Here is a 15,582-nt window from a genome sequence, read left to right on the forward strand (position 1 = left end):
GGGGAAGCAGGGGGAGCGGGGGAAGCAGGGGGAGCAAGAATAAATAATGTCGTACCCCTAAAACACAATCTTTTTGGAATAAAATAATATGAAAAACAAATGGTATCTACCTGTTCGTATAAAAAGATTTAGCGCCCTAGTTCGTAGTAAGCGCTTTAGCGCCAATCAATGGGGTATCTCATGGCTACTATTAGCCATTCTCACCGCCATTTTATGTATAGTAATTTCCCCCGTATCCGCAACCGGAATCGGACAAAACGAACCCAAAATAGCCACAATCGAGACAAAAATTGCTGATTCTTCCCCGGAAGCGTGGGTAAAACAAGGCAGAACTTTTTACGAAGCAGGACAATATGCTGATGCCGTAGAACTCCTAGAAAAAGCCGCCCAAGCCTATCAACGTCAAGGCGATACCATCAAGCAAGCCACAGTTCTCAGTAATCTCTCCTTAGCCTATCACCAACTCAGCCTATGGTCTGAGGCAAACGACGCCATTTCCCAGAGTTTAACTTTACTGCAAACTGAACCAAACCGCGACGTTTCTACCCATCACCTGAATGTCTTAGCCCAAAGCCTAACGATTCAGGGGCGTTTACAACTGAATCAGGGACAACCCGAACCAGCCTTAGCCACCTGGGAGGAAGCTACCGCCCTGTACAATCAGTTAGGGGATAAAACAGGTAAACTAAAAAGCCAAATTAACCAAGCGCAAGCCATGCAAGCCTTGGGATTTCATCGACGCGCATTAGCCTTACTCCAGCAAGTCAGACAAACCCTGGATAATCAACCCGATTCCCTCACCAAAGCCGTCGGCTTGCGATCGCTAGGGGAAGTGTTACAATTCGTAAACGACTTGCCCCAAGCCCGTCAGGTATTAGACGAAAGTTTACAAATTGCCCGCCAGTTAGAATCCCCCCCAGATATCAGCGCCGCCCTATTCAGTCTTGCCAATACCACCCGTCAACAGCAGCAAGTTGAAGCCGCCCTGGAGTTCTATGAACAAGCGATAACTGAAGCCCCATCTCCCCTGATCCAATTACAGGCAAAACTCAATCAACTTAGCTTACTTATTGAAACCGGAAATCACCAACAAGCGCAAACCTTAATTCCCCAAATCCAAAATCAACTGAATACCTTACCGCTTTCAGATCAAGCAATTACATCTCGGATTAATTTTGCCGAAAGTCTAATCAAATTAGAGACACGCCATGGCACGTCTCTACATTCAGACATCGCCCAAATCCTGACAATGGCTATCCAACAGGCGGAAACTCTGAGAGACAAACGCCTCCACGCTTATGCATTAGGAACCCTGGGACATCTTTACGAACAAACCAATCAACTGCAACAAGCCCAAGATTTAACCCAAAAAGCCTTAATCCAAACCCAAGCCATTGAAGCCTGGGATAGTCTGTATCCTTGGCAATGGCAATTAGGGCGCTTACTCAAACAGCAAGGCGATATTCAAGGGGCAATTGCCGCATACCAAGGGGCGGTGGATACGTTGCAATCCCTGCGTAGTGATTTAGTCGCGGTTAATTCTAATGTCCAGTATTCCTTTCGCAAACAGGTTGAACCCATCTACCGACAGTTAGTCGAACTCCTATTACCCGAAGATGATACCCAAACCAGTCCAGAACAACTCGAACAAGCCCGTCATGTGATCGAATTACTCCAAATCGCAGAATTGGATAACTTCTTTCAAGCGGATTGTATCACGGCTCAACCTGTAAATATTGATACGATTGACCAAGAAGCTGCCGTACTTTACCCGATTATTCTATCTGATCGCTTAGAAATCATTGTTCATTTACCCAATCACCCCTTACGCCGTTACACCACCTTTGTCTCCCAAACTGAATTAAAAAGCACATTAGAGGAATTCCGTCAAGCCTTACCTCAGCGTACCAGCTTAAGATTTCTGCCCCTCGCCCGAAAAATCTATGACTGGATTATCAAACCCGTCGCCGCCGATTTAGCCCAAAGTGAGGTAAAAACCCTAGTCTTTGTATTGAATGGCACGCTGCGGAATATCCCGATGGCGGCGCTGCACGACGGGGATCAATTCTTACTGCAAAACTATGCGATCGCACTGACTCCAGGGTTAGAATTGTTAGAGTCCACACCGCTTACTGAACAAAAGCTTGAAGTGTTAACGGCTGGACTTTCCGAATCTCGCCTAGACTTTTCCGCCCTCCCCAATGTAAAAATCGAACTTCAACAAATTCAATCGTTTATGCCAGGGAAATTGTTACTCAATCAGGAGTTTACCAAATCCACATTAGAAAATACGATGGGTAACGTATCATTTCCCGTTGTCCACCTCGCCACCCACGGTCAGTTTAGTTCAGAAGCCGAGGGAACCTTTATTATTACGTGGGATGATAAGCTGAATGTGAATGAATTGAGTTCCTTACTCAAAACAACCGATCTGCGTCGCACCAATCCCATTGAATTACTGGTACTCAGTGCCTGTGAAACCGCCAAAGGCGATGATCAAGCTGCATTGGGATTAGCGGGTGTCGCCGTGAGAGCGGGGGCGAGGAGTACGATAGCCACATTATGGTTAGTGGATGACGCGACGACGGCGGATTTGATGGTGAAATTTTACCAAGTCCTCACTGAGGATAAAGTGAGTAAGGCTGAAGCCCTGCGTCGCGCTCAACTCTTGATTTTGCAAGATCCAAAGTATCGGAAACATCCCTATTTTTGGACACCGTTTGTATTAGTTGGCAATTGGATTTAACGGTTGTAGGGGCGGGTTTCACCCTGATCATTTCTGGTTTATTCCGATGGGAAAAGCCGCTATAGATATTGTCGGAATTGTGGGGATTATCGCGGTTGTAGGGGCGAGTCGCGGCTCTAATGGTGGTGGTGGAATTTTCGGGTCTCGACTCGCCCTTGTCTAAATCTAGGCGGTGTCAGATAATTACCGATATCCGATGCAGGGCGACCCGATAACATTAATCGGTGGGTGGTGTTAATTTTGTGCGGCGGGTCGCCCCTACAGTGTTTATCTGGAATTACGGATACCCTGTGAACCGAACTATACCAATTGTTTCTCCTCAACACCACAGTACCCATAAAAAAAGCAGAGAATGATGTGAGTGATCGCGCTGGATTACGGCTCAATATCTTCACACCAAACCTTGAACCTTGGCTAATTCCGAATGGAAATCTGCAAAGTTTACCTCCCGATACAGCACCGTCACCGTATTGCATGTCACGCGATCGCACAATGAACACCAACGATGAGCGATCGCCTCTTTTGGGTGGTATTCTCATGCCTGTGTGTAGGGGCGGGTTTCACAATTATCGTTTCCTCTGCACCCAGATGCGACTAAACCCGCCCCTGTGTAACGGTGTACGTCAGCAAAGGGCGCACGTCTGTGCGCCCCTACATGTTTATGCGGGGAAAATTGCGATGGTTCAGAGGATAAAAAATATTATTCCTTAGATAGAAGAAATCCGGCGGATAATTATCCTCTTTCTGAGACTATAACAAATAGTATCCAGTAACGTAAACAGTTATGGTGGTTGAAATCGCAGCTAAACAAACGTGCAGGGTTTTGGATGTTTGTAGTGAGGACTTTAGTCCTCCTGCTAGAGACGAATCAAGCGCCTACTACAAACAGGATTAGCGACTCACGATAAACGCTAAAATCGCCAATCCTATTAATGTTGGCGTTAACCAATTGCCCCAGCGTACATAAAGTGTTTGGGTTTGTCGCCGATAAACTGTCGCCGCATGAATCTGGTATGTATTAATCCCAGAAAGCCATAAGGTTCTCCCATGAGGATCGACAATGCCAGAATAGCCTGTATTTGTTGCCCGTACTGCCCATCGATCTGTTTCAATAGCTCTCATCACATCTTGGGCGTGATGTTGGGCGGGCATGGTTTCACTATAGTGAGCATTATTTGAAGCACTTAGAATAAACTCACCTCCCCTAGCGGCTTGACGGTGGAAATGATAGGCAAAAGCTGACTCATAACAAATCCCCGCGATCGCACGACCAAACGGTGTGTCAAACTGTTGGTTGGGTTGACCTGCGGCTAAATGGGCATCTAAGGGGGAAAGGCGATCAATTAAACTACCCAATAGTTCCTCAAAGGGAATATATTCGCCTAACGGGACGAGAATCACTTTGTTATAGCGGCTGATGGTTTCCCCTGTACCTGTAATCGTAAATAAACTATTCGTCAGGCTATCTCCTTTTTCACCAAACGCCCCCAGCCAAACCAGTACACCTTTGTCTAAAATAGCCTCTTTAAAGCGATCGAGTTTGTATTGATAAAAGGGAACGGGTGAGCGAAATTGATTAATCTGTTCATCCCAGAGAAAGGGTAATGCTGTTTCCGGTGTTAGGACAGCTTCTACTCCTTTATCCGCTAAGGCGTTGTAACCATTGGTATAATTTTCAATTGCCCGACTCCAACCATCTCGATAGAGTTTAATTCGGTTCGGAATATTCCCTTGAATAATACCAACCTTGAAAGCGGCTTGAGTGGGTTGAATCAGCGGGCGACTGTAGAGTCCAAATCCAATCAAATGGAAACCGACAAGAAGTCCTAAAACTAGGATAAATTTCTGCTTTGCCTTAGATCCAGTGACTCGTTGGGTGCGATTAGAGAAATAACTAATTCCAGCTTCTGCGATTAACCCATTCACCGCGACAACGGCGGCGGTTACTGTAAACGGACCCGAAATCTGACCCAGGTGTAAAATCCATAAATTATGGGGACTTTGGGTATAAGCCAGAGATGTCCAATTGAGATCTCCTAAAGTCCAGAAGGCTTCTAAACCACACCAGAGGGCAATTCCAACTAAGACGCGAGTAACTGTCCTAAACTTGACCCCTTGACGATTTAATAGTGAATTGAACGCCGTCATCCCCACCGCCCACAGCACCACCAGAATCGTCCCCCAGAGGGTAATAAACACCCAGCAAAAAAGCGCGATCGCTAAACTGGCTAACCAGGGTACTCCCATCCAATCCATGGGATGAACACCTGTAATCCAAAATAGGGCTAAACCTTGGTAACCCATCCCCCAGCAGAAACCATATAAAGCCGTCTGGCGCAGACTTTGACGGGTGACTACTAAGAACCATAAAGGCACTAAAGCAATCCACGCCAAAGACCAGGCTTCTACAGGGGATGGAGTTAATCCCATAAGGATACCACCCAGCAGGGATAATAAGATAGGAGACGCTCGCCAAAGTTGCTTAGGAATTTGCATAGTGACAAAGGACTTAAGGGGAATGTCGCTGACTTCAGCCCTCAACTAAAGTTGGGGCTAAAAGCACCAAACCCGTTGAAACGGGTTCAAAAAGTTAATTCATTTATTTCTAGGCTATGCGAGTCAGCGCCATTTAGCACTACTCCAGTAATCCGAACTCTGATTTACAAGGAATGGAAAAGTCAAGTGTCAATTTATCATAGTTTTTCACTCACCCGTTTTCAGTGTTGAATTAACTCAGATTTTATCGTCTCTGCCATTAGATTTGAGATTACCATGGACAGCCAGCCAAATACAGGGTGGGTGAGAGCTTGTCCATTCAACTCGGTGCTTTTGATGAGCATTAATCAAAACATAATCCCCGGCTTTCAGTTCAATTTTAGACCCATCGCCATAGATAAGAATTGCTTCCCCCTGAAGCAGGATAACCCACTCATCCTGCTGCTGATCATACCATTCTCCGGTTGGTGTAGTTTGCCCTGTGGAGATAATTCGCTCAATTAACACGCTATCACTAGAGACTAATGCCTCAAATTGTTCTTCATTAGACAGTTGGGAAGGGAGATTAAAAATATTTGGCATATCTCATGAATAATAAAAAATGATAAAAATAACGTACTTCACGAACTTGAAAACCGCTGTCATGGGATTGGGTATCATTTAGAAACTAAATCTTGTAAGTACCTGGACATAAATTCTGCCCGCTGTACTAAGAAATCTTAACAAGCCTCAAATTATTACTGATCCCTGTTAAGAGTCCCCTAATTTCAACCGTCAACTTTCCTTTGTCCGACTACTTATTTCCTTTTACCCTTTACCTTTTGCCCAAGAGAATAGGCTAGTAGACTTGAGAAATCAGGATCATTTCTCACCGTACTAGCCCAGATTAGTTGTTTGTGTTGGAGTTGTTTCTTAATTGTCTTCTATTTTTTACGGCTATGACATCGGCAATAGTTATCAAATAATTTTGCGCGACTTTGCGGATGTCATTTGAGAATAATTATGACTAATTATTCCCTGAGCGGCACTTGTAACTTGAGTCGCTGAACATCTCCCTCTTCTCCCACAGCCGGAAATAGGTCAAGGGGATCACCAGAGTTGAGGGTATCTCCCACTACAATTCGTAGGCGATCGCTAATGGCAAAGCTTGAATCTGTAGAATTCACTCCTGCTGCATCTGGAGCAATGGACGAGTTGGTATTGAAGAAAGAACGGTAATCGTTGGATAGACTGCGACGTTGTACAGTCCGTAGGGATTCACCGGATAACGTAACCGAATTGTCATTAGCGCTAAACGGTGAGTCTGACTGAGCTTGGGCAAGGGGGACTAAGCCAAAGACCGCAGTAGTGATGCTTAAAACAACGAGTGTGTGGCGTCTCATGAGCGCTCTCCCTGGTTTTATAGTGTTGAAAACTTGCTACTGTTGAGACTGATTATACTTTTCAGCATACCAAGAGTTTGCCGATAAATTTACAATGGGATTAATTTTTTATTGATTTGTTGACCAAATGTGTTACCAAGTTTACCATTTACACGCTGGGTAATAATAAATAGCTCATTGATAGAGTTTCAGTTACGAACCTCTGTCTTGATCATCAAACTCAAATCCCCAGTCTTCATCTTCATTCTCATCCTCCGGTTCCGCTTGGGGTGGAGGTTGGCGGTACGGCGGGGTAATTACTCGATAGTTAGCATCATACACTGCCTCAGATTTGCCAATCCTCGATTTAGACGTATTAGATTCCCGGTAACTGTAGGAATAAACCGAGTCGGATTGAGAACGGCGGCTGGGTTCTTGAGGTGGTTCGTAACTACTGCGATCGCTTCCGATACTGCGCTCTTCGCGATCGCGTTCTGTTTCCTCTTCCTCTAATACCTCTTCCTCTGGCTGACTTTCAAACTCATCCCAGTCAAACTCGTCCTCTATGGATGTTGCCGATTCTCCTTCAAAGTTCCACTCTGGAGCAACAGCTTGATCCCAATCTGAACCGGAAGCAGAGGGGGAAGGATTGGGAGGAGGTGGTGGTGGAGGGGGTGGGGGAGGTGGCATTTCTGGTTCAGTTTCTTCCGGTTCAGGTTCCTCCTGCTCAAACTCAACATCTGATCGCCAGCGATTTGGAGGCGATGCTTGGGCGGCGCGATCAAACCTCTGAACCCTCCTGGGTCGAAAACTGAGCAATTGTAAGACTAAACTGGTGAGTATGCCGAGTGCGATCGCCAGTCCTATCCATACCGTCAGAGGTAATGCAACTGTTTGCATTCCTAAAAATACGATAGACAAGGCGGGGGCTGACAAATTTGACAACACAAATATAGCCAGTCCACCTCCAACCACGCATAACAGGACAATTCGATTCACAGGCATGATCAGTGATTTACAGGTATGGATAGGGCGCTTACCTCTAACTTACCGCGTTCTTAACATCTCATCCGTTATCTTCCCCCGCTTCCACAGCTTCCCCCGCTCCCCCCGCTTCCCCAGCTCCCCCAGCTCCCCCAGCTCCCCCAGCTCCCCCAGCTTCCCCCGCTCCCCCAGCTCCCCCAGCTCCCCCAGCTCCCCCAGCTCCCCCAGCTCCCCCAGCTTCCCCAGCTTCCCCCGCTTCCCCAGCTTCCCTTGCTCCCCCCGCTTCCCCTGCTCCCCCATCTCCCCTATCCACTCGATTTGACCGCAACTTGGCATAAATCGTTCAGGGAGCGGATCGCTAACCCGTATTATTAGAAGAGGGGTTAGATTATACAGTCTTGGCATGACGATTATTTGGGAACTCGATTTCTATTCACGTCCAATCTTGGACGACAATCAGAAGAAGCTCTGGGAAGTCTTAATTTGTGAGAGTCCTTTAAACATCCACCAATCCACGGACGACTTATTTCAGTACGCGCAGTTTTGTTCCAACCAGGAGGTCAACTCCTTATGGTTGCGGCAATCCCTAGAAGAGGCGATCGCGAAAGCTGGACAAACACCGACAAAAATTCGCTTTTTCCGGCGTCAGATGAACAACATGATTACTAAAGCCTGCCAAGAGTTAGGCATTCCCGCGATCGCCAGTCGTCGCACATACACGCTGGATCACTGGCTCAACCAGCGGCTCAAGGACGTTTATCCCCAGCAACCCGGATATCAGTCCTCAGCCGCCGCCTCTGCCTTTGTGCGCTACCAACCTCAAGTTCCTCAACCCTTACCCGACGCCATCCAGGGACAAAAATGGGCATTGGTGAGCTTAGAAGCCGAAGCATTTGCTGATATGGAGGAGTGGGACATTGACTTTGGTGAAGCTTTTCCCCTGTCAATGATGGATCTCGCTCCCGATACGCGCATTCCGGGCATGATTATTTTCTCCGATCGCGCCAAAGCTCTAGCCGCGTGGATGTCGGGTTTAGAACTAGCGTTTGTTAAATTTCAGGGAGGTGTCACTCCTCGGTTATTACTGGAAACGGGTGCTAGTGATAGCTGGATTTTAGCCAACCTCACCGATGCCCAAACCCTAGCGGAAGCTCAAGGCTTTGAATCTGCCAAAGAAAACGCCCAGTCCATACATTTTCTCGCCGTGCAGTCAACACCAACCTCAGAAACCTTTGCTGGATTTTGGTTATTGCAAGAATTAACGTAGCCCTGAATGGGTTAGGGGTTTATCACCATGAGCCGGAACTATAAACAGAATCATTAAGCCTAAGTATTATGGAGTCTCCGAATTTGTCACCCGCTTTGTCCTCCGAACAACTCCTAGATCTGGCACTCAAAGCTGGAGCCAAGGATGCTGAGGTGTATCAGTCGCAATCGCTGTCTCGACCTGTACTCTTTGAAGCGAATCGCCTCAAGCGGCTAGAAAGTAGTCAATCAGAAGGGGTGGCGCTACGCTTATGGAAAAACGGTCGTCCCGGATTGGCGGTTGCTTATGGTGCAGTGAATCCCCAAGACTTAGTGGATCGCGCCATTGCCATTAGCACTCTGAATGAATCGGAATCGGTGGAACTCACACCGGGACGTACCGAAGGTTATCCCGACTTGGGCAAGTCCGTGGCGGTAGAAGAATTGGTCGTCATGGGCAAAGAAGCGATCGCCAAAATTCGGGACGCAAATCCAGAGGTTCTGTGTACCGCCGAATTGGAATGTGAAGCCGAAACCATCCGCTTGATCAACTCTCAAGGCTTAGATTGTCACTACACCGACACCACACTCAACTGTTTTGTCTCCGTCGAATGGGTGCGCGGCGATGACTTTTTATGCGTCTCGGATGGTCAAACCCAACGGGAACAGCTTAACGCCGATAAAATCGTACAAGCGATTCAGCAACGCCTCAACTGGGCGCAAAATAACGTTTATCCCCCTATCGGTCAAGTGCCGATTTTGCTCACCGCCAAAGCCGCCGATTTACTCTGGGATACCGTCCAAACCGCATTAAATGGAAAACAGGTATGGGAAAGGGCTTCCCCCTGGAGCGATCGCTTGGGTCAAGTGGTCAGTTCCCTCAACCTTACCCTATCTCAACAACCGAATACGGGTCCCTATAGCTGTCCTTTTGACGACGAAGGGACTCCGACTCGACCCCTATTATTAATTCGCGAAGGACAGTTGCAACAGTTTTATGGCGATCGCACCATTGGGCGATTACTGGGAACAGGCAGTACAGGGAATGGATTTCGTCCCAGCTTAGGCAGTTATCCCACCCCAGGTTTAGTCAATATCATGGTGCAACCCGGTAAAGGCTCATTGAGAGACTTACTGATGCAACTCGATGATGGATTAGTCATCGACCAAATCCTCGGTGGTGGGGCTGGCATATCTGGAGACTTTTCTGTCAATGTAGATTTAGGGTATCGCGTCTGCAACGGTACGATCATCGGTCGGGTAAAAGACACCATGGTTGCGGGAAATGTCTACACTGCCCTCAAGCAGATTGTTGCCCTAGGTGAAGATGCAGAATGGAATGGTCCATGTTATACCCCCTCCTTAGTCTTAGAAGGACTCTCAGTGACGGCTTCTGAGCAAACCTCTATTTTGATTTAGCTCGTTAGGAGAGAGGGGGTGATGGGGAGCCGGGGGAGCCGGGGGAGCCGGGGGAGCTGGGGGAGCTGGGGAAGCTGGGGAAGCTGGGGAAGCTGGGGAAGCTGGGGAAGCTGGGGAAGCTGGGGGAGCTGGGGAAGCTGGGGAAGCTGGGGAAGCTGGGGGAGCTGGGGAAGCTGGGGGAGCTGGGGAAGCTGGGGAAGCTGGGGGAGAGTAGGGGCAAGTTTCAACTTTAGGGACTAATATTGATTGTTATCCCTAGATTGGCTGCAAAACCTGTCCTGTTTGTAGGGGCGGGTTTTACCGTTGGCGTTTGGTTTCCACCCTGATGTCACTAAACCCGCCCCAATGGAGTGCAAGAATTCTTCAACGAATGACCAATGACAAATGACAAATGACCAATGACCAATGACCAATGACAAATAACGAATGACAAATGACCAATGACCAATGACCAATGACAAATGACCAATGACCAATGACCAATGATCAATCCCATACGTCAATGGTTACTGCCCAAGCGACGTTTGGCGATCGCAGAAGCTTGTTTAATTGGGGTGGTTTCTGCGCTATCCGCCGTGTTACTCCAACACAGTATTGGTTGGCTCGGTTCATGGCGGGTTCAAACTTCTGAACAATATCCACCATTTTTAGTTTTACCCGCGTTCGGATTGGTATTGGGAGCGCTGTCTGGATTCTTGGTCGAGTATTTGGCTCCTGAGGCTTCTGGGAGTGGTATTCCTCAGATTAAAGCCGCACTTGCTCAATATCCCATCGCTCTTGATTTGCGGGTGGCGGTGGTTAAACTCCTCAGCAGTATTTTCGCGATCGCGGGAGGACTTACTCTGGGACGCCAAGGACCCACGGTGCATATTGGTGCAGCGTTGGCGGCTCAATTTAGCCATTGGTTTCCCACATCCCCCAGCCATCGACGACAGATCATTTCAGCAGGGGCGGCGGCGGGTTTAGCGGCGGGATTTAATACGCCAATTGCGGGTATTTTGTTTGTGGTTGAGGAGTTACTCCATGATTTTTCTGGGTTAACTCTAGGAACGGCAATTCTCGCCTCGTTTATCGGTGCGGTGATTTCTCGGATTTTAGGAGGGCGTAGTCTCGACCTGAACCTGGAATGGGGTGAAACAACTACCAGTTTTTCCGCTCCGGAGATTCCCTTTTATTTACTCCTGGGTGTTTTAGCTGGATTACTGGCAACCTTATTTAATCGAGGAATTCTATTTTCCCTGACCCTACAGCGCCGCTTTCATGTCTCCTTGGCGGTGAAAATGGGGCTAGCGGGATTAATCTGTGGGTGTTTAGTTTCTCTATTACCCCCCGATTTTCGCAATAATAGTGGGTTACGGGAATTGTTAATTACAGGCGAAGCGACTTGGCAATTCACTAGCCTTGCCTTAGTGACCTACTTTTTTCTGGCGATTGTCTCTTATGGATCAGGCGCTCCTGGGGGTTTATTTCACCCGTCATTGGTTTTGGGTTCTGCCCTCGGTTATCTAATCGGCATTGCCAAGTTATCGTTTTTAGGGGTTGGAGAACCGACGACTTACGCCTTAGCCGGGATGGGGGCGTTTTTTAGTGCCGTATCTAAGGTTCCTATAACCGCGATCGTAATCATCTTCGAGATTACGGCGGATTTTAATCTAGTTTTACCGTTAATGATCACCTGTGTGGTGTCTTATCTGATCGCTGATCAACTCTCCAAAGGCTCACTTTATCAGCGTCTGTTGGAATGGAGAGGGTATACCTCCCCCACTCAAAAAGTAGACAAGGGTTCATTGGTTGGGTTAACAGCAGAGGATTTGATGCAACGACAGGTGGAAACCTTATCGCTGCACATGACTCTGGATGACGCCTTGCAGATGGTATCTCGTTCGACGCATCAAGGGTTTCCTGTGGTAGATGAAGGGACGCTAGTGGGGATTATTAGTCAATCCGATCTTACACAGGCGACAAAAATGCAAGGCAATCCGCCCCGTTGTCCGTTTCCCGGCACCACACCCCTAGCAGAGATTATGACATCGCACCCGATAACGGTGAAGCCGACAGCGAGTTTAGTCGATGTGCTTTATCTGCTCAACCGTTACCACCTCAGTCGCCTCCCAGTCACTGAAGGGCGTAAGTTATTGGGAATTATTACCCGCAGCGATATTATTCGGGCGGAATTGGATCAGCTTGATAGTAAGACAACTCAGACTAGATCACAATCAGAACCCTCTTATGTGGTTTATCAAACCCGATCGCCAGAAACGGGACGAGGACGGTTATTGGTTCCCATCGCTAATCCCCAAACCGCCCCGATATTAGTCAAACTTGCCGCCGCCATCGCCCGCGATCGCGACTATGAATTGGAATGTCTACAAGTGATTCTCGTCTCCCGCAGCACGTCTCCTGCTGAAACGCCAGTAAAAACAACAAAAATTCGTCGGTTATTACGTCAGGCGGAAAAGTGGGGACGAGATTGGCATGTACCCGTTCACACTCAAATACGGGTGAGTCAGGATATTACTCAAGCGATTCTAGACACCATTAAAGAACGACATATTAATTTGATGATGATGGGGTGGAAAGGCTCAACCTCAACCCCTGGACGCATTTTTGGCGGGGTAGTGGATGGGGTGATTCGACAAGCGCCCTGTGATGTGATGGTCGTTAAATTGGGTGAAATGATGCATCCGCCTTATATCCCTCCCTTCTTTCAGCGTTGGTTGATTCCCATCGCAGGCGGTCCGAATTCGCAACGCGCTTTGGAATTTCTGCCAGCGTTAATTCCCTTAAGTAGTAAGCCACCTGATATTCGATTATGCCAAGTCTTTGATCCAGAAGATACGATTACGGATACAACCGCCATAGAAGAAGCTAGCGACTTTTTAAAGAAACAAATCGAGGGTCGGATTCGCCGGATTCCCATTCGCGCCAGTGAGGTTTCTGATGCGGTGGTTTATATCGCCAATAACCAATTATGTGATGTCGTGCTTTTAGGCGCAAGTCGGGAAGGGCTATTACAGCTAATGATTCAGGAGAATATACCGGAAGCGATCGCGCGGCGGGTTAAGAGTACCGTTATTCTAGTTCGCAGCGTGACATAAGGTAGAAGGGTAGAAGTATAAAAGAGTAGGGGCGCATAGACGTGCGCCCTTAACCTGAGCCATAAATTACCGTAAAAGATTAGATTCCATCGACGGGTATTATAGAACGGGAAACAAATAATAAATTTCACCAACTCGTTATGGTACAAATCATTCAAGCCCAAGATATAGATTTACGCTATCTCATAGAAAACTATAGACTTCAACTGGTTGAAGACAACCAATTTTTTCCAGAGTGGCAGGAAAATTTACCCGATCTATCTGATTCCAAAAAACAACAATTAGACAAAGTAAAAGCGGGTTATCTCAATCTGCTTAACTATCCCCCCTTACTAGAGGATGTGGTGAGAATGGCTGTCTTAGACCCTATTCTCTTCATTGGTGATTTTTATCTGGCTCCCTTTTACGTTAAATCCGAACAATCCATTGATATTATCGAGGAAGATGATGGTGTAATTATCAGGGGAAGAATTGATACATTAGTCTTAAAAAACCAGCTTTGGGTCATGGTTATCGAGTCGAAACGAGCCTCCTATTCCATTGAAGCCGGACTTGCCCAAATGTTGGCGTATATGCTAGGAAATCCCAATCCAGAAAAACCTAGCTATGGCATGATTACCAGTGGAGGAACATTCATATTTGTCAAATGTGTTCAGGAAGACTATCCCAAATACGCGACATCAAACTTATTAGCGACTCGCAACCCTGGAGATTTGTACAGCGTTCTCAAAATTTTGAAGCGCTTAAGTCAAATTGTAATTAGTAGTTAACTTTTTTTAGTTGCCGAGTTCCCTCTCAAATGACCAATCATCCCAAGGTTAACCAATCAAAAACCTGATCAACGGTTAGTTCTAATTCAATTTCCCTGAGGATAGGTAACCTAGACGTTCCGGAAAGTAGTTCCACACGCTGGGTAGAATCTATAACCTGAAGTTCCCCCCATCCCGATTGACTCAAGAAGCCTAAACCCCGACTCGGTAAGCGTTTGAGCCAATTCGCCCCCTCAAATCGTACCCATGTATATTTAAGGTTTTCTTAATAGTCTTGGGAGAAAATCTGTGAGACAATCGTAGTCATGTACATCGAACGTGTTCCGAACAGAAATTCTCCCCCAGCCGTATTACTTCGTGAGTCTTATCGCGAAGGAAAGAAAGTGCGTAAACGGACTCTAGCTAACCTGTCCAAATTGCCGGATGAAGCAGTAGACGGCTTAAAAATCCTTCTCAATGGAGGCAAATCAATTGAATACATCGAAGAAGCGTATAATATAGTTCGCTCTAGCCCTAACTGAAACGTTGCTTCTGTACTCGGAACGATAAAAAAAATCGTATTAGACTGCATCCTCAGCAGCGATAACACACGTCACAGACGATTAGTGCTATCGATGATAGCGGCACGGATTATTGCCCCTAAGTCGAAATTAGCCACAGCGAGAGGGTTACAAGAGGCAACTAAACTATCCAGTCTAGGAGAACGATTGGGATTGTCTAGAACAGATGAAGATGAACTCTATTTAGCGATGGACTGGCTCTTGTCTCGGCAAGAGGAGATAGAAAAGAGCCTAGCTGCTATCCATTTGGAAGAAGGAACATTAGTTCTCTATGATGTCAGTTCAACATATTTTGAGGGAAAAACTTGTCCTTTGGCAAAATTCGGATATAATAGAGACAAGAAAAAAGGCAAACTGCAAATAGTATTTGGATTATTATGTAACGCTCAAGGATGTCCGATTTCTGTAGAGGTTTTTGAAGGAAATACAGCCGACCCCAGCACATTAACGCAACAAATAGAAAAAGTCCGCACTCGGTTTGGATTAGAGAAAATAATCTGGGTGGGGGACAGGGGGATGATTACACAAGCTAGAATAAGAGAAGACCTGAAGGAAAATTCAGGAGTGGATTGGATAACTGCCCTGCGTTCAAGCCAAATCCGGAAACTGGTTAATCAGTCGTACATTCAACTGTCTCTCTTTGATGAAAAAGACTTAGCCGAAATTACCTGCGAAGACTATCCTGGAGAGAGATTAGTCGCCTGTCGGAATCCCTTTTTAGCTGAAGAAAGAAAGAGAAACCGAGAAGAGTTATTACAAGCTACGGAGCAGAAATTAGATAAAATAGTCAGCGCCACATCACGGCAAAGATGTCCGTTAAGGGGTGAAGCAGAAATTGGACTGAAAGTCGGTGAAGTAATCAACAAGTATGGTGTGGCAAAACATTTCAAAATTCAGATAACT

12 protein-coding genes and 1 pseudogene are annotated in these 15,582 nt (G+C 46.8%); 7 read left to right on the forward strand and 6 right to left on the reverse strand.

The window, feature by feature from the left end; translation table 11 throughout:
- Window positions 1-88: 88 nt before the first annotated feature.
- Window positions 89-2,746 carry a CHAT domain-containing protein gene (locus RIC07_RS27245; protein WP_446397258.1) on the forward strand — a complete coding sequence of 886 codons (2,658 nt, stop codon included), beginning with the start codon at window positions 89-91 and terminating at the stop codon, window positions 2,744-2,746.
- Between the two features lie 357 nt (window positions 2,747-3,103).
- Window positions 3,104-3,457, forward strand: coding sequence for a hypothetical protein (locus tag RIC07_RS27250; RefSeq protein ID WP_446397259.1), 354 nt, complete (start codon window positions 3,104-3,106; stop codon window positions 3,455-3,457).
- Between the two features lie 180 nt (window positions 3,458-3,637).
- On the opposite strand, the gene lnt is transcribed toward RIC07_RS27250, so the two are convergent.
- The 5 genes from lnt to RIC07_RS27275 form a co-directional block, all read right to left on the reverse strand.
- A complete protein-coding gene (gene lnt / locus RIC07_RS27255) occupies window positions 3,638-5,242 on the reverse strand; it encodes an apolipoprotein N-acyltransferase (protein ID WP_446397260.1) in 1,605 nt (534 codons plus the stop codon).
- Between the two features lie 237 nt (window positions 5,243-5,479).
- Window positions 5,480-5,824 carry a cupin domain-containing protein gene (locus tag RIC07_RS27260; protein WP_446364067.1) on the reverse strand — a complete coding sequence of 115 codons (345 nt, stop codon included), beginning with the start codon at window positions 5,822-5,824 and terminating at the stop codon, window positions 5,480-5,482.
- A gap of 428 nt (window positions 5,825-6,252) precedes the next feature.
- Window positions 6,253-6,624, reverse strand: a complete 372-nt coding sequence (locus RIC07_RS27265) for a hypothetical protein (RefSeq protein WP_446397261.1) — start codon at window positions 6,622-6,624, stop codon at window positions 6,253-6,255.
- Between the two features lie 192 nt (window positions 6,625-6,816).
- On the reverse strand, window positions 6,817-7,503 hold the full coding sequence (locus RIC07_RS27270; protein WP_446397262.1) for a hypothetical protein: 687 nt from the start codon (window positions 7,501-7,503) through the stop codon (window positions 6,817-6,819).
- 166 nt (window positions 7,504-7,669) lie between these two features.
- Entirely contained in the window at window positions 7,670-7,900 is a 231-nt protein-coding gene (locus RIC07_RS27275) for a hypothetical protein (RefSeq protein WP_446397263.1), read from the reverse strand.
- Window positions 7,901-7,990: 90 nt separating this feature from the next.
- Between RIC07_RS27275 and RIC07_RS27280 the strand changes: the two genes are divergently transcribed.
- The gene (locus RIC07_RS27280; RefSeq protein ID WP_446397264.1) at window positions 7,991-8,854 is read left to right on the forward strand and encodes a Tab2 family RNA-binding protein; all 864 of its coding nucleotides are present in this window, start codon (window positions 7,991-7,993) and stop codon (window positions 8,852-8,854) included.
- Between the two features lie 68 nt (window positions 8,855-8,922).
- A complete protein-coding gene (locus tag RIC07_RS27285) occupies window positions 8,923-10,251 on the forward strand; it encodes a TldD/PmbA family protein (protein WP_446397265.1) in 1,329 nt (442 codons plus the stop codon).
- A 236-nt stretch (window positions 10,252-10,487) separates the two neighbouring features.
- Here RIC07_RS27285 and RIC07_RS27290 read toward each other — a convergent pair whose 3' ends face one another.
- Window positions 10,488-10,754, reverse strand: a complete 267-nt coding sequence (locus RIC07_RS27290) for a hypothetical protein (RefSeq protein ID WP_446397266.1) — start codon at window positions 10,752-10,754, stop codon at window positions 10,488-10,490.
- Here RIC07_RS27290 and RIC07_RS27295 point away from each other — a divergent pair.
- From RIC07_RS27295 to RIC07_RS27305, 3 genes and pseudogenes are all read left to right on the forward strand, one after another.
- Complete coding sequence (locus RIC07_RS27295) at window positions 10,734-13,349, forward strand: chloride channel protein (protein ID WP_446397267.1); 2,616 nt, start codon at window positions 10,734-10,736, stop codon at window positions 13,347-13,349. The two genes, RIC07_RS27290 and RIC07_RS27295, sit on opposite strands and share 21 nt — an antisense overlap.
- A 140-nt stretch (window positions 13,350-13,489) precedes the next feature.
- The gene (locus RIC07_RS27300; RefSeq protein ID WP_446397268.1) at window positions 13,490-14,119 is read left to right on the forward strand and encodes a restriction endonuclease subunit R; all 630 of its coding nucleotides are present in this window, start codon (window positions 13,490-13,492) and stop codon (window positions 14,117-14,119) included.
- Between the two features lie 305 nt (window positions 14,120-14,424).
- Window positions 14,425-15,582, forward strand: a pseudogene (locus RIC07_RS27305) (IS1634 family transposase); the annotation flags it as partial.

It is taken from the genome of Coleofasciculus sp. E1-EBD-02 (genome assembly GCF_040218245.1).
Classification (GTDB): Bacteria; Cyanobacteriota; Cyanobacteriia; order Cyanobacteriales; family Coleofasciculaceae; genus Coleofasciculus.